This is a genomic window from Pseudomonas sp. PDM04 (assembly GCF_014851765.1).
GTDB lineage: Bacteria > Pseudomonadota > Gammaproteobacteria > Pseudomonadales > Pseudomonadaceae > Aquipseudomonas.
In genome coordinates this window covers 107,395-126,731 of record NZ_JACVAI010000004.1, presented here as the reverse complement: position 1 = coordinate 126,731, position 19,337 = coordinate 107,395, and the positions used below count along the sequence as shown (strand labels likewise).

The 19,337-nt window shown below is 62.6% G+C and carries 18 protein-coding genes; 14 read left to right on the top strand and 4 right to left on the bottom strand.

The window, feature by feature from the left end; all coding sequences use genetic code 11:
* Positions 1-60: 60 nt before the first annotated feature.
* Complete coding sequence (locus IB249_RS16645; RefSeq protein WP_192306646.1) at positions 61-1,101, bottom strand: low specificity L-threonine aldolase; 1,041 nt, start codon at positions 1,099-1,101, stop codon at positions 61-63.
* A 133-nt stretch (positions 1,102-1,234) separates the two neighbouring features.
* Between IB249_RS16645 and IB249_RS16640 the strand changes: the two genes are divergently transcribed.
* The 8 genes from IB249_RS16640 to fdhA all read left to right on the top strand — a co-directional run bounded on the left by IB249_RS16640 (position 1,235) and on the right by fdhA (position 11,198).
* Positions 1,235-1,948, top strand: coding sequence for a TraX family protein (locus IB249_RS16640; RefSeq protein WP_225607068.1), 714 nt, complete (start codon positions 1,235-1,237; stop codon positions 1,946-1,948).
* Between the two features lie 179 nt (positions 1,949-2,127).
* Complete coding sequence (gene glyA / locus IB249_RS16635) at positions 2,128-3,381, top strand: serine hydroxymethyltransferase (protein WP_192306644.1); 1,254 nt, start codon at positions 2,128-2,130, stop codon at positions 3,379-3,381.
* A gap of 23 nt (positions 3,382-3,404) precedes the next feature.
* A complete protein-coding gene (locus IB249_RS16630; RefSeq protein ID WP_007980419.1) occupies positions 3,405-4,655 on the top strand; it encodes a sarcosine oxidase subunit beta in 1,251 nt (416 codons plus the stop codon).
* Positions 4,656-4,670: 15 nt separating this feature from the next.
* Positions 4,671-5,000: a sarcosine oxidase subunit delta gene (locus IB249_RS16625; RefSeq protein ID WP_192306643.1), complete on the top strand. Its 330-nt coding sequence runs from the start codon at positions 4,671-4,673 to the stop codon at positions 4,998-5,000.
* A complete protein-coding gene (locus IB249_RS16620) occupies positions 4,997-8,014 on the top strand; it encodes a sarcosine oxidase subunit alpha (RefSeq protein WP_192306640.1) in 3,018 nt (1,005 codons plus the stop codon). The genes IB249_RS16625 and IB249_RS16620 overlap by 4 nt, the downstream gene beginning before the upstream one ends.
* A gap of 154 nt (positions 8,015-8,168) precedes the next feature.
* A complete protein-coding gene (locus tag IB249_RS16615) occupies positions 8,169-8,801 on the top strand; it encodes a sarcosine oxidase subunit gamma (protein WP_192306638.1) in 633 nt (210 codons plus the stop codon).
* Between the two features lie 154 nt (positions 8,802-8,955).
* A complete protein-coding gene (purU, locus tag IB249_RS16610) occupies positions 8,956-9,813 on the top strand; it encodes a formyltetrahydrofolate deformylase (protein WP_077046872.1) in 858 nt (285 codons plus the stop codon).
* Between the two features lie 185 nt (positions 9,814-9,998).
* Complete coding sequence (gene fdhA / locus IB249_RS16605; RefSeq protein WP_192306636.1) at positions 9,999-11,198, top strand: formaldehyde dehydrogenase, glutathione-independent; 1,200 nt, start codon at positions 9,999-10,001, stop codon at positions 11,196-11,198.
* A gap of 309 nt (positions 11,199-11,507) precedes the next feature.
* Here the strand turns inward: fdhA and IB249_RS16600 are convergent, their stop codons facing one another.
* Positions 11,508-11,810, bottom strand: coding sequence for a DUF6124 family protein (locus tag IB249_RS16600; protein ID WP_192306634.1), 303 nt, complete (start codon positions 11,808-11,810; stop codon positions 11,508-11,510).
* A 692-nt stretch (positions 11,811-12,502) separates the two neighbouring features.
* Between IB249_RS16600 and IB249_RS16595 the strand changes: the two genes are divergently transcribed.
* Positions 12,503-13,051 (top strand): DUF2780 domain-containing protein, encoded by a 549-nt coding sequence (locus IB249_RS16595; RefSeq protein ID WP_192306632.1) that lies wholly within the window; start codon positions 12,503-12,505, stop codon positions 13,049-13,051.
* A gap of 1 nt (position 13,052) precedes the next feature.
* Here the strand turns inward: IB249_RS16595 and IB249_RS16590 are convergent, their stop codons facing one another.
* The gene (locus IB249_RS16590) at positions 13,053-13,940 is read right to left on the bottom strand and encodes an acyltransferase (protein ID WP_192306630.1); all 888 of its coding nucleotides are present in this window, start codon (positions 13,938-13,940) and stop codon (positions 13,053-13,055) included.
* Between the two features lie 265 nt (positions 13,941-14,205).
* Between IB249_RS16590 and IB249_RS16585 the strand changes: the two genes are divergently transcribed.
* The 5 genes from IB249_RS16585 (at position 14,206) to IB249_RS16565 (ending at position 18,642) form a co-directional block, all read left to right on the top strand.
* On the top strand, positions 14,206-14,709 hold the full coding sequence (locus tag IB249_RS16585) for an ATP-dependent zinc protease (protein ID WP_192306628.1): 504 nt from the start codon (positions 14,206-14,208) through the stop codon (positions 14,707-14,709).
* 74 nt (positions 14,710-14,783) lie between these two features.
* Positions 14,784-15,464, top strand: coding sequence for a two-component system response regulator CreB (creB, locus tag IB249_RS16580; RefSeq protein WP_192306626.1), 681 nt, complete (start codon positions 14,784-14,786; stop codon positions 15,462-15,464).
* Complete coding sequence (gene creC, locus IB249_RS16575) at positions 15,464-16,882, top strand: two-component system sensor histidine kinase CreC (RefSeq protein ID WP_192306624.1); 1,419 nt, start codon at positions 15,464-15,466, stop codon at positions 16,880-16,882. The genes creB and creC overlap by 1 nt, the downstream gene beginning before the upstream one ends.
* A gap of 174 nt (positions 16,883-17,056) precedes the next feature.
* Positions 17,057-18,427, top strand: a complete 1,371-nt coding sequence (gene creD, locus IB249_RS16570; RefSeq protein ID WP_192306622.1) for a cell envelope integrity protein CreD — start codon at positions 17,057-17,059, stop codon at positions 18,425-18,427.
* Positions 18,424-18,642 carry a hypothetical protein gene (locus IB249_RS16565; protein ID WP_192307378.1) on the top strand — a complete coding sequence of 73 codons (219 nt, stop codon included), beginning with the start codon at positions 18,424-18,426 and terminating at the stop codon, positions 18,640-18,642. Before creD ends, IB249_RS16565 begins: the two co-directional genes overlap by 4 nt.
* Here the strand turns inward: IB249_RS16565 and IB249_RS16560 are convergent.
* Complete coding sequence (locus tag IB249_RS16560) at positions 18,603-19,232, bottom strand: glutathione S-transferase (protein ID WP_192306620.1); 630 nt, start codon at positions 19,230-19,232, stop codon at positions 18,603-18,605. The genes IB249_RS16565 and IB249_RS16560 overlap by 40 nt on opposite strands.
* Positions 19,233-19,337 lie beyond the last annotated feature (105 nt).

Below are 19,337 nucleotides of genomic sequence, written 5' to 3'. Positions count from 1 at the left end.
ACTCGCGCCTGGAGTGCCGGCTTCATCGCGAGCCGGCTCGCTCCCACGGGTGCTTCGGGGTCAGCGCGCCATGACTTCGCGGATGTCCGCCGCCAGTTCACGCACGCGTTCTTCCTCGGTATCCCAGGAGCACATGAAGCGTGCGCCGCCTTTGCCGATGAAGGTGTAGAAGCGCCAGCCCTTGGCGGTCAGGGCGGCGATGGCCGGTTCCGAGAGCTGCAGGAACACGCCGTTGGCCTGCACCGGGAACATCAGTTCGACGCCGGGGATATCGCTGACCAGCTCGGCCAGCAGTTGCGCGCAGTGGTTGGCGTGGCGGGCGTACTTGAGCCAGGCGTCGTTTTCCAGGATCCCGACCCACGGCGCCGAGAGGAAGCGCATTTTCGACGCCAGTTGCCCGGCCTGTTTGCAACGGTAGTCGAAGTCTTCGGCCAGCTTGTGGTTGAAGAACAGGATCGCTTCACCCACCGCCATGCCGTTTTTCGTGCCGCCAAAGCACAGCACGTCAACACCGGCCTTCCAGGTCAGGTCGGCAGGCGTGCAGCCCAGGTAGGCGCAGGCGTTGGAGAAACGGGCGCCGTCCATGTGCAGGTTCAGGCCCAGTTCCTTGCAGGTGGCGCTGATGGCGCGGATTTCTTCCGGGGTGTAGACGCTGCCGACTTCGGTGGCCTGGGTCAGGGTGACGACACGGGGTTTCGGGTAGTGGATGTCCTGGCGCTTGAGCGCCACTTCGCGGATGGAGTCCGGGGTCAGCTTGCCGTTTTCGGTGCCGGCGATCAGCAGCTTGGAGCCGTTGGAAAAGAACTCCGGGGCACCGCATTCGTCGGTTTCGACGTGGGCGGTTTCCGAGCAGATCACGCTGTGGTAACTCTGGCACAGCGACGACAGGGCCAGCGAGTTGGCGGCGGTGCCGTTGAAGGCGAAGAAGACCTCGCAGTCGGTTTCGAACAATTTGCGGAATTGATCGGACGCGCGGGCGGTCCATTCATCGTCGCCGTAGGCGCGCTGATGGCCATGGTTGGCCTGTTCCATGGCCGCCCAGGCTTCAGGGCAGATGCCGGAATAGTTGTCGCTGGCGAATTGTTGGCTCTTATCGGTCATGGCCCTGCTTTCCGTGGTCGAGACGCCTATGGTGAAGCGTCTCGTGGTCATTGATGGTGCGCACTTTACCGAAGATCATCCGGGGAGCACACAGGATGCGTCAGACAAAAAAATTCAAAGACGACGGGCAATTATGCACATGACGCACAGGGATGGGGCACTGGATCTGCTCAAATGGCTGGCGTTGCTGAGCATGGTGCTCGATCACCTGCGATATGTCGGTTTCTCCGCCGATTGGCTGTATGTGCCGGGACGTCTGGCGTTTCCCTGGTTCTGCCTGGCGATGGCGGCCAATCTGGCGCGGGACTCGGGTGCAAGGCCTGACCGGTGGCGCTATCTCGGCTGGTTGGTGCTGTTCAGCGCGGTGAGTGAAATCCCCTACCGGTTGTTCATCGTCGATGCCGACACGCTGAACGTCATGCCCACGTTGGCGCTGGGCCTGCTCGTGGTGCGCGGCTGGCAGGACCGCGGCCTTCAGGCGTGGCTGCTGGCGGTGGTGGCCGTGGTGCTGGCGGCCCTGTTCGCGGCGCACTTGATGTTTGGTTTTTTCGGTGTGTTGTTGCCGCTGGCGATCTGGCTGGTGATTCGCCGTCCCTGGTATTTCGCGCTGCTGCCAGGCCTGGTGTGCCTGGCGGCCAATCAATGGCAGGTGCTGTATTACTCGGTGCGACTGGGCAGCTCCGTGGCGATGGCGGCCGTCGGCACATGCCTGATTGCGCCAGGGGTCGGACTGTTCCTGTTGCGACAGGCAAGGGGCGTAAAACCACCACCGATGCGGCGCTGGGCGTATGGGTTGTATCCGGGGCATTTCCTTTTGCTGTCGCTCGTGCGCCAGATCTTCGCCTGAGCCCGCTCCCGCAAGGTTTCGCACTGCCTGGTCAGGCCATGTCGTAAACGCGCCTTTGCGTGGCGTGCGTAGGCATTTGACCTGTCTGCGCCGGTCATACCATCGCATCAAAGGGCACGGTCGAAAAACCGTTGCCTCACCGAGACGAATGGCGCACAGATGCCGCTGGGAGAGACGCGATGTTCAGCAAGCAAGACCAGATCCAGGGTTACGACGATGCACTGCTGGCGGCGATGAATGCCGAGGAGCAACGTCAGGAAGATCACATCGAGCTGATCGCGTCGGAGAACTACACCAGCAAGCGCGTCATGCAAGCGCAGGGCAGCGGCCTGACCAACAAATACGCCGAAGGCTATCCGGGCAAGCGCTACTACGGTGGCTGCGAGCACGTGGACAAGGTTGAAGCGCTGGCCATCGAACGCGCCAAGCAACTGTTCGGCGCCGATTACGCCAACGTCCAGCCGCACTCCGGTTCCTCGGCCAACAGCGCCGTGTACCTGGCCCTGCTGCAAGCCGGCGACACCATCCTGGGCATGAGCCTGGCCCACGGCGGTCACCTGACCCACGGCGCCAAGGTGTCGTCCTCGGGCAAGCTGTACAACGCCGTGCAGTACGGCATCGACACCAAGACCGGTTTGATCGACTACGACGAAGTCGAGCGCCTGGCCGTTGAATGCAAGCCGAAGATGATCGTCGCCGGCTTCTCCGCCTACTCCAAGACCCTGGACTTCCCGCGTTTCCGTCAGATCGCCGACAAGGTTGGCGCGCTGCTGTTCGTCGACATGGCCCATGTGGCTGGTCTGGTCGCTGCCGGCCTGTACCCGAACCCGCTGCCCTACGCCGACGTGGTCACCACCACCACCCACAAGACCCTGCGTGGTCCGCGTGGCGGGCTGATCCTGGCCAAGTCCAACGAAGAGATCGAGAAGAAGCTCAACGCGGCGGTCTTCCCCGGCGCCCAGGGCGGCCCGCTGATGCACGTGATCGCCGGCAAGGCGGTGTGCTTCAAGGAAGCGCTGGAGCCTGGCTTCAAGGCTTACCAGCAGCAAGTGATCGACAACGCCCAGGCCATGGCCGGCGTCTTCATCAAACGCGGCTACGATGTAGTGTCCGGCGGCACCGACAACCACCTGTTCCTGGTCAGCCTGATCCGCCAGGGGCTTACCGGCAAGGACGCAGACGCCGCGCTCGGCCGTGCTCACATCACCGTGAACAAGAATGCCGTGCCGAATGATCCACAGTCGCCGTTCGTCACGTCTGGCCTGCGCATCGGCACCCCGGCGGTGACCACGCGCGGTTTCAAGGTGACCCAGTGCGTCACGCTGGCCGGCTGGATCTGCGACATCCTCGACAACCTCGGCGATGCCGATGTCGAGGCCAATGTCGCCCAGCAGGTATCGGCCCTGTGCGCGGACTTCCCGGTTTATCGCTGAGTGCGGTTTTGGAGTAAATGACTATGCAACGCTATTCGGGCTTCGGCCTCTTCAAGCACTCTCTGAGCCATCACGAAAACTGGCAGCGGATGTGGCGCACGCCCACGCCGAAAAAAGTCTACGACGTGGTCATCGTCGGTGGTGGCGGGCACGGTCTCGCCACGGCTTACTACCTGGCCAAGGAACACGGCATCACCAACGTCGCCGTGGTCGAGAAAGGCTGGCTGGGCGGTGGCAACACCGCGCGCAACACCACCATCGTTCGTTCCAACTACCTGTGGGACGAGTCGGCGCACCTGTACGAACACGCGATGAAACTGTGGGAAGGCCTGTCCCAGGACCTGAACTACAACGTGATGTTCTCCCAGCGCGGCGTCTACAACCTGTGCCACACCCTGCAGGACATCCGTGATTCCGAGCGTCGGGTCAGCGCCAACCGCCTCAACGGCGTCGACGGCGAACTGCTGGATGCCAAGCAGGTTGCCGACGAGATCCCGTACCTGGACTGCTCGAAGAACACCCGTTACCCGGTGATGGGCGCCACCGTCCAGCGTCGCGGCGGCGTGGCCCGTCACGATGCCGTGGCCTGGGGCTTTGCCCGTGCCGCCGACGCCCTGGGCGTGGACCTGATCCAGCAGACCGAAGTGATCGGTTTCCGCAAGGAAAACGGCGTGTGCATCGGTGTCGAAACCAACAAGGGTTTCATCGGCGCCAAGCGCGTTGGCGTGGTGACGGCCGGTAACTCCGGGCACATGGCCAAGCTCGCCGGCTTCCGCCTGCCAATCGAATCCCATCCGTTGCAAGCGCTGGTGTCCGAGCCGATCAAGCCGATCATCGACAGCGTGATCATGTCCAACGCCGTGCACGGTTACATCAGCCAGTCCGACAAGGGCGACCTGGTGATCGGTGCCGGCATCGACGGCTACAACGGCTATGGCCAGCGGGGTTCGTACCCGGTGATCGAACACACCATCCAGGCCATCGTCGAAATGTTCCCGGTCCTGTCGCGCGTGCGGATGAACCGCCAGTGGGGCGGCATCGTCGACACCACGCCGGACGCTTGCCCGATCATCTCGAAAACCCCGGTCCCGAACATGTTCTTCAACTGCGGTTGGGGCACCGGCGGCTTCAAGGCCACACCGGGTTCGGGCAACGTGTTTGCCGCGAGCCTGGCCAAGGGTGAGATGCACCCATTGGCCGCCCCTTTCTCCATCGACCGTTTCCACAACGGTGCGTTGATCGATGAACACGGCGCTGCTGCGGTTGCCCACTAACAGGAGAAATCCACCATGTTGCATATCTTCTGTCCTCACTGCGGCGAACTGCGCTCCGAAGAGGAATTCCATGCATCCGGCCAGGCGCACATCCCGCGCCCACTGGACCCGAACAGCTGCACCGACGAGGAGTGGGGCGACTACATGTTCTTCCGCGACAACCCTCGTGGCCTGCACCATGAACTGTGGATCCACGCCGCCGGTTGCCGTCAGTACTTCAACGCCACCCGCGACACCGTGACCTACGAGATTCTGGAAACCTACAAGATCGGCACCAAGCCACAATTCACCGACAAGACCGACAGCCCGAAAGCGGCCGCCACGGCTCTGGGAGAGAAGGTATGAGCCAGATCAATCGCCTGTCCAACGGCGGACGGATCGACCGCAACAAAGTCCTGAGCTTCACCTTCAACGGCCAGACCTATAAAGGTTTCGAAGGCGACTCCCTGGCCGCTGCACTGCTGGCCAACGGCGTCGACATCATCGGCCGCAGCTTCAAGTATTCCCGCCCGCGGGGCATTTTCGCCGCCGGTGCCGAAGAACCGAACGCGGTGCTGCAGATCGGCGCCACCGAAGCCACGCAGATCCCCAACGTACGCGCCACGCAACAGGCGCTGTACCAGGGCCTGGTCGCCACCAGCACCAATGGCTGGCCGAGCGTGAACAACGACATGATGGGGATTCTCGGCAAGGTCGGCGGCAAGCTGATGCCACCGGGCTTCTACTACAAAACCTTCATGTACCCGCAATCGTTCTGGATGACTTACGAGAAGTACATCCGCAAGGCCGCAGGCCTGGGCCGCTCGCCGACCGAGAACGATCCGGACACCTATGACTACATGAACCAGCACTGCGACGTGCTGGTGGTGGGCGCCGGTCCTGCGGGCCTGGCGGCTGCCCTGGCGGCTGCGCGCAGCGGCGCCCGGGTGATCCTCGCCGATGAGCAGGAAGAGTTTGGCGGCAGCCTGCTCGACTCCCGCGAAAGCCTCGACGGCAAGCCCGCGACCGAATGGGTCGCCAGCGTCATCGCCGAATTGAAGAACACCCCGGACGTGCTGCTGTTGCCGCGCGCCACGGTCAACGGCTACCACGACCATAACTTCCTGACCATCCACGAACGCCTGACCGATCACCTCGGCGACCGTGCGCCGATTGGCCAGGTGCGCCAGCGCATCCACCGGGTTCGTGCCAAGCGCGTGGTCCTGGCGACCGGCGCCCACGAGCGTCCATTGGTCTACGGCAACAACGACGTGCCGGGCAACATGCTTGCCGGCGCCGTGTCGACCTACGTTCGCCGTTACGGCGTGGCTCCGGGCAAGAAACTGGTGCTGTCGACCAACAACGACCATGCCTACCGTGTTGCCCTGGATTGGCTCGATGCCAGCCTGCAAGTGGTGGCCATCGCCGACGCCCGCAGCAACCCGCGCGGTGCGCTGGTCGAAGAAGCCCGTGCCAAGGGCATCCGTATCCTGACCGGCAGCGCGGTGATCGAAGCCCGTGGCAGCAAGCACGTGACCGCTGCCCGCGTGGCCGCGATCGACGTCAAGGCCCACGCCGTGACCAGCCCTGGCGAATGGCTCGATTGCGACCTGATCGCCAGTTCCGGCGGTTACAGCCCGGTGGTTCACCTGGCTTCGCACCTGGGTGGCAAGCCGACCTGGCGTGAAGACATCCTCGGTTTCGTACCGGGTGAAGCGCCGCAAAAACGCGTGTGCGTCGGCGGCATCAACGGCGTCTACGGCCTCGGCGATTCCCTGGCCGATGGTTTCGAAGGCGGTGCTCGCGCTGCCAGTGAAGCCGGTTTCGGTGTGGTCGAGGGTACCTTGCCCAAAGCCCTGAGCCGTCTCGAGGAGCCGACCCTGGCGTTGTTCCAGGTGCCGCACGAAAAGAGCACCGCCCGTGCGCCGAAGCAATTCGTCGACCTGCAGAACGATGTCACCGCCGCCGCCATCGAACTGGCGACCCGCGAAGGCTTCGAGTCGGTCGAGCACGTCAAGCGCTACACCGCGCTGGGCTTCGGCACCGACCAGGGCAAGCTCGGCAACGTCAATGGCCTGGCCATTGCCGCTCGCTCGCTGAACGTGACCATCCCGCAGATGGGCACCACCATGTTCCGTCCGAACTACACGCCGGTGACCTTCGGCGCCGTGGCCGGTCGTCACTGTGGGCACATCTTCGAGCCGGTGCGCTTCACCGCGCTGCATCACTGGCACGTGAAGAACGGTGCCGAGTTCGAGGACGTCGGTCAGTGGAAACGTCCGTGGTACTTCCCGAAGAACGGTGAAGACATGCACGCCGCGGTGAAACGCGAATGCAAAGCCGTGCGCGACAGCGTCGGCCTGCTCGACGCTTCGACCCTGGGCAAGATCGACATCCAGGGCCCGGATGCGCGGGAGTTCCTCAACCGCATCTACACCAACGCCTGGACCAAGCTCGACGTGGGCAAGGCGCGCTACGGCCTGATGTGCAAAGAAGACGGCATGGTGTTCGACGACGGCGTGACCGCCTGTCTGGCCGACAACCATTTCGTGATGACCACCACCACTGGCGGCGCGGCACGCGTGCTGCAATGGCTGGAAATCTACCAGCAGACCGAATGGCCGGACCTGAAGGTGTACTTCACCTCCGTGACGGATCACTGGGCAACCATGACCCTGTCCGGGCCGAACAGCCGCAAGCTGCTCAGCGAGGTCACCGACATCGACCTGAGCAACGAAGCGTTCCCGTTCATGACCTGGAAAGAAGGTCTGGTGGGTGGCGTGCCGGCGCGGGTGTTCCGGATTTCGTTCACCGGTGAACTGTCGTACGAAGTCAACGTGCAAGCCGACTACGCCATGGGCGTGCTGGAAAAAATCGTCGAGGCGGGCAAGCAGTACAACCTCACGCCGTACGGCACCGAGACCATGCACATCCTGCGGGCGGAGAAGGGCTTCATCATCGTCGGCCAGGACACCGACGGCTCGATGACCCCGGACGACCTGAACATGGGCTGGTGCGTGGGTCGCACCAAACCGTTCTCGTGGATCGGCTGGCGTGGCATGAACCGTGAAGATTGCGTGCGCGATCAGCGTAAGCAACTGGTGGGCCTGAAACCGATCGACCCGACCAAATGGCTGCCGGAAGGTGCGCAACTGGTGTTCAACACCAAGCAGGCGATCCCGATGACGATGGTCGGTCACGTCACCTCCAGCTACCTGCACAACTCCCTGGGCTATTCGTTTGCCATGGGCGTGGTCAAGGGCGGCCTGAAGCGTATCGGTGAGCGCGTGTTCGCCCCGCTGGCCGACGGCAGCGTGATCGAGGCGGAAATCGTTTCTTCGGTGTTCTTCGATCCGAAAGGCGAACGGCAGAACGTTTGATTGGCTTGGGTCCTGTGGTGAGCCTGCGGTCGCCCTCGCGAGCAGGCTCGCTCCCACAGGAGATGCGTACCCCTTGTGGGAGCGAGCCTGCTCGCGATGGCGGCGGGGCTGCCACCACAAGGACCGGAACAACAGAATTCAGCAAAGGTGCTTTATGACCGCAGCCAATGTTTACCAACAACGCCCAACCACCGGGGCCAAGGCCGAGTCGTCGCTGCATCACGCCGACCTCGCCAGCCTGGTGGGCAAGGGTCGCAAGAGCGCCGGCGTGATCGTGCGCGAAAAGAAACTCCTCGGCCATCTGACGATTCGTGGCGATGGCCATGACGCCGCATTTGCCGCCGGCGTGCACAAGGCCCTGGGCATCGAACTGCCGGCCGCGCTGACCGTGATCGTCAAGGGTGAAACCAGCCTGCAATGGATGGGCCCGGACGAATGGCTGCTGATCGTGCCGAGCGGCGAAGAATTCGCGGCCGAGCAAAAACTGCGTGAGGCGCTGGGCGACTTGCACATCCAGATCGTCAACGTCAGCGGCGGCCAGCAGATCCTCGAACTGAGCGGCCCGAACGTGCGCCAGGTGCTGATGAAGTCCACCAGCTACGACGTGCACCCCAACAGCTTCCCGGTGGGCAAGGCCGTTGGCACCGTGTTCGCCAAGTCGCAACTGGTGATCCGCCACACCGCCGAAGACACCTGGGAACTGCTGATCCGTCGCAGCTTCTCGGACTACTGGTGGCTGTGGTTGCAGGACGCGTCGGCCGAGTACGGCCTGAGCGTGCAGGCCTGACAAAGGCGATCACCTGTGGGAGCGAGCCTGCTCGCGATGGACGTCAACGATGACGCGGGGTGTCTGATTCAACGCGTCGTTCTCAAGCCCATCGCGAGCAGGCTCGCTCCCACAGAAAGCAACTCCGTTTATCGTTGTTTCAGGAGCTACAACTATGAGCCGCGCCCCAGACACATGGATCCTGACCGCCGACTGCCCCAGCGTACTCGGCACCGTGGACGCGGTGACCCGCTTTCTGTTCGAGCAGGGCTGCTACGTGACCGAGCACCATTCCTTCGATGACCGGCTCTCGGGCCGCTTCTTCATTCGTGTGGAATTTCGCCAGCCCGACGGCTTCGACGAGCAGTCATTCCGCGCCGGCCTGCAGGAGCGCGGCGAATCCTTTGGCATGGTCTTCGAACTGACGCCGCCGCACTACCGGCCCAAAGTGGTGATCATGGTCTCCAAGGCCGATCACTGCCTCAACGACTTGCTCTACCGCCAGCGCATCGGCCAGTTGTCGATGGACGTGGCAGCGGTGGTGTCCAACCATCCGGATCTCAAGCCGTTGGCCGACTGGCACCAGATTCCGTACTACCATTTCCCGCTGGACCCGAACGACAAGCCGTCGCAGGAGCGCCAGGTGTTGCAGGTGATCGAGGAGGCCGGTGCCGAACTGGTGATCCTTGCGCGCTACATGCAGGTGTTGTCGCCGGAGCTGTGCCGCAAACTCGATGGCAAGGCCATCAACATCCACCACTCGCTGCTGCCGGGGTTCAAGGGCGCCAAGCCGTATCACCAGGCCTACAACAAGGGCGTGAAACTGGTCGGCGCGACGGCGCACTACATCAACAACGACCTGGACGAGGGCCCGATCATCGCCCAGGGCGTGGAAGTGGTGGATCACAGTCATTACCCGGAGGACCTGATCGCCAAAGGGCGGGATATCGAGGGGCTGACCCTGGCGCGGGCGGTGGGTTATCACATTGAACGCAGGGTGTTTTTGAACGCCAATCGCACGGTCGTTCTTTAGTCAGCTATCGCGAGCAGGCTCGCTCCCACAGGGGCTTGTGTGTTCAAACCGGTCTACCGTGGGAGCGAGCCCGCTCGCGATAGGGCCATAACAGGCAACACAAGAAACAGCATCTGTACCCGAGCACTTAACGCGCTGCCTGCCTGGGCAACGCGGTTCCATAAAAACAACAGCGAGGTGAAAGCATGTCTGGCAATCGTGGTGTGGTGTATCTCGGCGCTGGCAAGGTCGAAGTACAGAAAATCGACTATCCGAAAATGCAGGACCCGCGCGGCAGGAAGATTGAACACGGTGTCATCCTGCGTGTGGTTTCCACCAACATCTGTGGTTCCGACCAGCACATGGTGCGCGGCCGTACCACGGCTCAAACCGGTCTGGTCCTGGGCCATGAAATCACCGGTGAAGTGATCGAAAAGGGCAGCGACGTCGAGAACCTGAAAATCGGCGATCTGGTGTCGGTACCGTTCAACGTGGCTTGCGGGCGCTGCCGTTCCTGCAAGGAGCAACACACCGGCGTGTGCCTGACCGTCAACCCGGCTCGTGCCGGCGGCGCCTATGGCTACGTCGACATGGGCGACTGGACCGGTGGCCAGGCCGAATACGTGCTGGTGCCGTATGCCGACTTCAACCTGTTGAAACTGCCGGATCGCGACAAGGCCATGGAGAAAATCCGTGACCTGACCTGCCTCTCCGACATCCTGCCCACCGGTTACCACGGTGCCGTGACGGCCGGTGTCGGCCCAGGCAGTACCGTGTACATCGCCGGTGCCGGTCCGGTGGGTCTGGCGGCCGCCGCTTCGGCGCGCCTGCTGGGTGCCGCCGTGGTGATCATCGGTGACGTCAACACCATTCGCCTGGCGCACGCCAAGGCCCAGGGTTTTGAAGTCGTCGACCTGTCGAAAGACGCACCGCTGCACGAACAGATCGCCGCATTGCTGGGCGAACCGGAAGTGGATTGTGCGGTGGATTGCGTGGGCTTCGAAGCCCGTGGCCACGGCCATGACGGCGTGAAACACGAAGCGCCGGCGACCGTGCTCAACTCGCTGATGGGCGTGGTGCGGGTGGCCGGCAAAATCGGTATCCCTGGCCTCTATGTCACCGAGGACCCGGGCGCTGTCGACGCCGCCGCGAAGATGGGCAGCCTGAGCATCCGCTTCGGTCTGGGCTGGGCCAAATCCCACAGCTTCCACACCGGCCAGACTCCGGTGATGAAGTACAACCGCGCGCTGATGCAAGCCATCATGTGGGACCGCATCAACATCGCCGAAGTGGTGGGCGTGCAGGTCATCAGCCTCGATCAGGCGCCGGAAGGTTACGGCGAGTTCGATGCCGGTGTACCGAAGAAATTCGTGATTGATCCGCACAAGCTGTTCAGTGCGGCGTAGGGATCTGCGCAGAACGAAAAGGGCGACTGAGGTCGCCCTTTTTTTGGCCGTCAGGTCGGTCGTCGGTTGGTTTCCGAAACTTGCCTGCCAATTTCCTCAGCCTTGAGCGAGTTGAGTTTTGCTTTGTGCCCGGACAGCGGGCGGGATGGCATGGTCGAAATTTGCCAACTGGCAGATCTGATAGTCCGACCGTCGATCAACTGTAGGAGCGAGCTTGCTCGCGATGGTCGTAAACGATGACGCTGGCTGACTGATACCCCGCGGCGATCACACGTTTTTCGCGAGCAAGCTCGCTCCTACAGGGCCTCATCATTCGCCCGGATCGAGTTGGTCCAGTGCGCTGTTCACCGAGACTTCCGCCAGCATGACGATTTGCGCAATGCCCAGCAGGGTGTTGCGGCCGGGGCCGGTTTCCCGGTCGGCGAGGTCCATGGTGATGACGGCGGCGGAAGCCAGGGATTCACTGACGCTGCCCAGCAAATCCTGAACGTGAACGTCGGGGTTGATGAAGTACATCGTACAGGGCGTGCGGGGTGTGGCTTGAATATCGGCGGCGGAGAGGGGGGCTTCGTCGGTGTCGGTTTCGGGTGGATCAGGTTTGACCTTGCGCATGACTGAGTTCTCTACGGAGGCCAACCCTTCGCGCCGCTAAGCAAAAGAGGGGTGGCAGCTGCACGCAGGTTAGCGGACCGGAAAACTCAGCAAAGCCGGTGCGCCCGAAGGCGCCCTGCGTACAGCCACCATTGAACCGCAGGCATGGGAAGACCTTTGCGGTGGTTGCACGTGCAGCTGAGTTTACGGGCCGCTAAGCCCGACCACTGACGTTCAGTGGCGGGTCAACGATAGAGCCCTCGGCCTGGCTGCACTAGCCGGCGGATTCTGGGCGGGCCGTAGGGAACGACGCAAGGTTTTGTGGCTTTCAGGAAGTAACCAGGTCCTGGTTTAAACAGCGCCGATAAACAGGGTTGTTTTCTGACAGGTCTCGCCTTGGGGTAAGACTTTCCGGCGATTGCCCCGGACAGTTCTGATCGCTGAGGTTGAGCGGATGCCGCTATCGCGAGCAGGCTCGTTCCCACAAGGATCTGCCGTGTTCATGCTATTGGCTTAACACCCTGAAACCCGGTGGGAGCGAGCCGGCTCCGGGCGGCGTTCCGACGATGGACGACAGAACACCGCAGAACCTCTCGCCCCGGCTTCACCGTTGATCGCCGCGACGGCGGACGAGGAACAATGCCTGGGGTTACCAGTCCAACAAGCAGTTTTGGCCGCCCATTCCCGGGCGGTTTTTCATTGAGGGTGTCTGGATGAAGGTTTCACGCGGTTTTGTACTGGCATCGCTCATGACACTGGCCGCCAGTCCGGTCTTTGCGCAATTCAGTTTGGGCGACGCGGCCAATGCCATCGCGAGCATGAAGGGCGACAACGCCGCCACCAAGGCGGCGCCGACCTCGGAGACGGCGGATCTGCTGGGGGCGCTCAGCCAGCTGGACGTGACGCCGCAACAAGCCGTCGGCGGCACCGGGGCGATGTTGGGTTTGGCCAAGAATCAGTTGAGCACCACCGATTACGCCGAGCTGGCCAAGAGCGTGCCCGGTATCGACAAGCTCTCGGGTGGCGGTGAGTTGGGCGCGCTCGCCAGCCTGCTGGGCTCCAATGGCAAGGCCGCCGGCCTGGACAATGCCCTGGGCAACGTCAAGGACACCAATGACCTGAACAACGCCTTCAGCGCCCTGGGGATGGACAGCGGCATGATCGGCCAGTTTGCCCCGGTGATCCTGCAGTACCTCGGTCAACAGGGCGTCGGCGGTTCGTTGCTGCAAAGCCTGGGCGGTATCTGGGGCACCGGCAGCTGATTCAGCGGCGCTCGGCGCGCGAGGCGGCGATGCGCTGGTCCTTCTCGGTCCAGAGCTGGTTGACCCAGTTCTGCACCGTTTCGCGAAACTGCGGATCGTTTTCGTAATCGCCCTGCCACAGCGCCGGGTCGAGTTCACGGGTGTGGATGTCGATGATGACCCTCGGCACATTGCCGCTGATCAAATCCCAGAAACCCGGAATCTTCGCCTGCGGGTACACCACCGTCACGTCGAGAATGGCATCCAGCTGTTCGCCCATCGCCGCCAGCACGAAGGCCACGCCGCCGGCCTTGGGCTTGAGCAGATGGCTGAACGGTGATTGCTGCTGGGTGCTTTTCGCCAGGGTGTAGCGGGTGCCTTCCAGGTAATTCACCACCGTCACCGGTTGGCGTTTGAACAGTTCGCACGCAGCCTTGGTGATCTCCAGGTCCTTGCCCGCCAGCTCCGGGTTTTTCGCCAGAAAGGCCTTGGTGTAGCGTTTCATGAACGGGTAATCCAGCGCCCACCACGCCAGCCCGAGGAAAGGTACCCAGATCAGTTCTTTCTTGAGGAAGAATTTGAAAAACGGGGTGCGCCGGTTGAGCGTCTGGATCAGCGCCGGAATGTCGACCCAGGATTGATGGTTGCTGATCACCAGGTACGAGGTGTCGCGCCGCAGGTCGTCGCCGCCACGAATGTCCCACTGGGTAGGGATGCACAGGCGGAAGATCAGCTTGTCGATTTCCGACCAGGTCTCGGCGATCCACATCACCGACCAGGAAGCGTAATCGCGAAAACGACCCGGCAAGACCAGCTTGAGCAGGGCAAACACCATCAACGGTCCGATCAGGACCAGGGTGTTGAGCAACAGCAGCAGGGCGACGAAACAGCCGGTGAGCAGGCGGCGCATAGGCAACTCTTGAAAGCGTTTGGGCGGGCCATGATAAGCAGGTTCGGGTGGCAGGCCAAATGCGAGGTTACAAATGTTTCACCTGACCGGCGTCAAGCTCGAATACATCGTCAGGCACCAAGCCCCTCGCGAGCAGGCTCGTTCTCAAAGGAGTCAGCGTTCCAATGTGGGAGCGAGCCTGCTCGCGATGCAATCTGAAGAACGAACGATTGGCCAACTGACGGTCTAAAATCCCGCTGCCACTTCTTTCAAGGACAACCGTCACGTGAAATCTTTACTTGCAATTTTGGCCGTCGTTGCCCTGCCGGTCATGGCCGCCGAGCCCACCCTTTATGGCCGATACGAATACATCGCGCTGCCGGAAATCGGCGGTGAAGTGCTCAAGGCGAAAATGGACACCGGCGCGCTGACCGCCTCGCTGTCGGCCAAGGACATCGAAACCTTCACTCGGGATGGCGAAGAATGGGTGCGTTTCCGCCTCGCCACCAAGGATGCGAGCAACAAGGTCTACGAGCACAAGATCGCGCGCATCAGCAAGATCAAGACCCGCTCCGAAGAGGACGACGACGAAGAAGTGGCGGCGCCGACCAAGCGCCCGGTGGTCGATCTGGAACTGTGCCTGGGCAACGTCAAGCGCACCGTCGAGGTCAACCTCACCGACCGCAGCAGCTTCAATTACCCGTTGCTGATCGGTGCCAAGGCCCTTCGCGAGTTTGGTGCGGCGGTGAATCCGGCACGGCGCTTTACCGCCGACAAACCGGACTGCTGATTTCCCGTCGCCCGATTGACGGGATGTGAGGCTTGCGTCACCGTTCGCCCACTCCATTGCCGGGCTCGGACGCCATGCCTCACATCCTGATTGTCGAAGACGAAGCGGCGATTGCCGATACGCTGATTTTTGCCCTGCAGGGCGAAGGCTTCAGCACGACGTGGCTGAGCCTGGGCGCCGACGCGCTGGCGCATCAGCGGCAGACGCCGGCTGACCTGATCATTCTCGACATCGGGCTGCCTGACATCACCGGCTTTGAAACCTGCAAGCAGCTGCGGCGCTTCAGCGAAGTCCCGGTGATTTTCCTCAGCGCCCGGGACGCCGAAATCGATCGGGTCGTGGGCCTGGAGATCGGCGCCGACGATTACGTGGTCAAGCCTTTCAGCCCCCGAGAGGTGACGGCGAGGGTCCGGGCGATTCTCAAGCGCATGGCGCCGCGCGTGGAGGCCGAGCCGTCGTCGGCCTTGTTCCGTATCGATAGCGAACGGGTGCAGATCAGCTATCGCAGCCAGTGGCTGACCCTGACCCGCCACGAATTCCGCCTGCTGCAATGTCTGCTGGAACAGCCCGAACGGGTGTTCAGTCGCGAGCAGTTGCTCGACGCACTGGGCGTTGCTGCCGACGCCGGTTATGAGCGCAGCATCGACAGCCACATCAAGAGCGTGCGTGCCAAGTTGCGTGGGGTGAAGGCCGATGCCGAGCCGATCCAGACCCATCGCGGGCTCGGCTACAGCTACAGCCCGGGGCACAGCTGATGCCGTTGGGGATGCGGATTTTCCTGGTCTATGTGCTGTTCATCGGCCTGACCGGCTATTTCGTGCTCAGCACCGTGATGGAAGAAATTCGCCCCGGCGTGCGCCAGTCCACCGAAGAAACCCTGGTCGACACGGCCAACCTGATGGCCGAGATCCTGCGCGACGATTTCAAGGCCGGCACCCTCAACCAGAATCGCTGGCCGCAACTGCTCAAGGCCTATGGCGAACGACAACCGAAGGCGAACATCTGGGGGTTGCCGAAGAATCAGGTCAACCACCGCATCTACGTCACCGACGCCAAGGGGATTGTGGTGCTGGACTCCAGCGGCATGGCGGTCGGCCAGGATTATTCGCGCTGGAACGACGTGCTGCTGACCCTGCGCGGTGAATACGGTGCCCGCTCCAGCCGCAGCGATCCGAACGATGCCAGCTCTTCGGTGATGCACGTGGGCGCCGCCATTCGCGATAACGGTCAGATCATCGGCGTGGTCACCGTGGCCAAGCCCAACAGTTCGCTGCAGCCCTACGTCGATCGCACCGAGCGACGGCTCCTGGCCTATGGCGCCGGGCTGATCGGCCTGGGCCTGTTGTTCGGGGCGTTGCTGTCGTGGTGGCTGAGTGCGGCGCTGCGGCGCCTGACCGCCTATGCGCAGGCCGTGAGCGAAGGCCGCCGGGTCGAGGTGCCGCATTATCGTGGCGGTGAGCTGGAGCAACTGGCGAGCGCTGTGGAGCAGATGCGCACACAGCTTGAAGGCAAGGCCTATGTCGAGCGCTACGTGCATACGCTGACCCATGAACTGAAAAGCCCGCTGGCGGCGATTCGCGGCGCCGCGGAGTTGCTGCAGGGCGAGATGCCGATGGCGCAACGGCAGCGTTTTGTCAGCAACATCGACAACGAAAGCGCGCGCATGCAGCAGTTGATCGAGCGCTTGTTGAATCTGGCACTGGTCGAACAGCGCCAAGGGCTGGAAGAACGGGTGGCGGTGCCGTTGGCGAGCCTGGTCGATGAGTTGCTGGGCGCGCAGGCTGCACGCATCGAAGGCAAGCAGCTGCGCGTGGAGCAGGCGATTGCCGGGGATCTGGCGCTGATGGGCGAGCCGTTTCTGTTGCGCCAGGCGCTGGCGAACCTGTTGGAGAACGCTCTGGACTTCACCCCGCCTCAGGGCGTGTTGCGCTTGAGCGCCGAACGGCTGGGCGAGCAGGTCGAGATCAAATTGTTCAACCAGGCCGAGGCGATTCCCGACTATGCGCTGCCGCGCCTGATCGAGCGCTTCTATTCCCTGCCGCGTCCGGACAGTGGGCGCAAGAGCACGGGGTTGGGGCTGAATTTTGTTGAGGAAGTGGCCAAGTTGCATGGGGGCGGCTTGAGGATCGGCAATGTCGAGGGTGGGGTGGCGGTGATTTTGCGGCTGCCTTAGGACTGGGGCGGATGTATCGCGAGCAGGCTCGCTCCCACAGAAGAGCGCATTCCGATGGGGGAGCGAGCCTGCTCGCGATAACGGCGGCCAATTCTCCACACAATCTCCATATTCCCCCCACAAAGCCCCCACACACCGATTCCAGACTCTCTCCATCCAAACAGGGAGAGTCCCATGAACCGCAATCTGACCTTTAAACTCGGGGCCATCGCCCTGTTGATTCTATTGTTGCTGATCCCGTTGTTGATGATCGACGGCGTGATCCAGGAGCGTCAGCAACTGCGCGATGGCGTGCTGGAAGACATCGCCCGCAGCTCCAGCTACAGCCAGCAATTGAGCGGGCCGTTGATGGTGGTGCCCTACCGCAAGGTGGTGCGCACCTGGAAGCTCAACGAAAAGACCAACCAGCGTTACCAGGAAGTCGGGGAGGAGCGGGGGCGTTTGTACTTCCTGCCGGAACGCTTCGAACTCGATGGCCAGGTGCAGACCGAATTGCGTGCCCGTGGCATCTATCAGGCGCGCCTGTTCCATGCCGACAACCGCATCAATGGCCATTTCTCGTTGCCGGCCCAACTGGGCATCAAGGAAGACTTCGCCGATTACCAGTTCGACCAGCCATTCCTGGCGGTGGGTATCAGTGACATTCGCGGTATCGAGAACGCCTTGAAACTCGAACTCGGCAGCCAGCGCCTGGACTTCGTTCCCGGCAGCCAGGTGGGCTGGCTGGGTGAGGGCGTCCATGTGATGCTGCCGACGCTGGACGCCCGGCAAACCACGCAACTGACGTTCGCCTTCGACCTGAAACTGCAAGGCACCGGCCAGTTGCAGGTGCTGCCGGTGGGCAAGACCAGCACGGTATCGTTGACCGCCAACTGGCCGCACCCCAGTTTCATCGGCAACTACCTGCCGGCCCGGCGCGACATCAGCGACCAGGGTTTCTCCGCCGAATGGCAGACCTCGTTTTTCTCCACCAACCTGCAGGAAGCCCTGGATGATTGCGTGTTGCGACGCAGCTGTGAGGCGTTCAATGGGCGCAGCTTTGGCGTGAGCTTCATCGACCCGGTGGACCAGTATCTGAAAAGCGACCGGGCGATCAAATACGCGCTGTTGTTCATCGTCCTGACCTTCGCCGGCTTCTTCCTGTTCGAAGTGCTGAAAAGCCTCGCGGTGCACCCGGTGCAATACGCCTTGGTCGGCGTGGCACTGGCGTTCTTCTACCTGTTATTGCTGTCGTTGTCCGAACACATCGGCTTTGCCGCGGCGTATCTGCTGTCGGCCAGTGCCTGTGTGTCGTTGATCGGGTTCTACGTCTGCCACGTGCTGCGCAGCGTGCGCCACGGCTTGAGTTTTTCGGCGGGGCTGACGACGTTGTATGGCTTGCTGTATGGCTTGTTGAGCGCCGAGGACTACGCGCTGTTGATGGGCTCGGGGCTGCTGTTCGGCGTGCTCGGGGTGTTCATGGTGCTGACGCGCAAACTGGACTGGTATGGCGTCGGGCAGAAGGCAGGCAAGCCGCTGGCGTTTGATCTGGGAGAGGTGAAATGAGCCGTTCGTTGGGGTTGCGCGAGGATCAGCGGGTGGGGGCGCGGTTGGCGACGCTGATTGGCGGGTTGTTTGCGGTGGATCCGCTGTGGGGCATTTGCGAGCGGGAATCAAAGGCGGGAGCGACGGTGCGACGACTCGACCTGCTCCCGAAGAGACCCGCCCAGGCGAAGAAGTGTCAGACCTTGGGCATCGTCGCCACCATCGAAGGTCGCTGACTCACTTCGAAATACCACGCCGCCAACTGCGGGTTGGCGTCGCGCCACGCCAGGTCCGGATGGCGCAGATCCAGGTAACCCAGGGCACAGGCCACGCTGATCGCCGCCACATCGAAATGGCTGGTCAGCTCGGCAATCGCGTCCTTTTCCAGCAGGCCCAGAGCCCGGCGGATCTTGTCGCGTTGGCCGTCGAGCCATTCGGCCCAGTGTTTTTCCGGGGCGCGCAGGGCGACTTCGTAGCGGGTCAGCACGGCGGCGTCCATGATGCCGTCGGCCATCGAGGCCAAGGTCAGACGCCGCCAGCGGGCCGAGCCTTCACGGGGGATCAGCGGATTGCCGACGTGCTGGTGGTCGAGGTAGTCGAGGATCACCCGGCTGTCGTGGATGACGCTGCCGTCGGCCAGGCGCAGGGCCGGGATCTTGCTCAGGGGATTGTCGTCGATCAGCGCCTTGTCCGGATCGACTGGCGTCAGGACGCAGTTTTGCAGGCTGACGCGATCCTGTTGACCGGTTTCGTGCAACAGCACCATGACTTTGCGAACGAAGGGCGACAACGGGTTGTGATAGAGGGTCATGCTTGGGGTGGACATGGCAACGTCTCGGTCGGGGGACAGTGCCGGCAGCATAGCGCGTTGGGGCATGAGCTCAAACCACCGCACCTGTGGGAGCGAGCCTGCTCGCGAAGCGGTGTATCG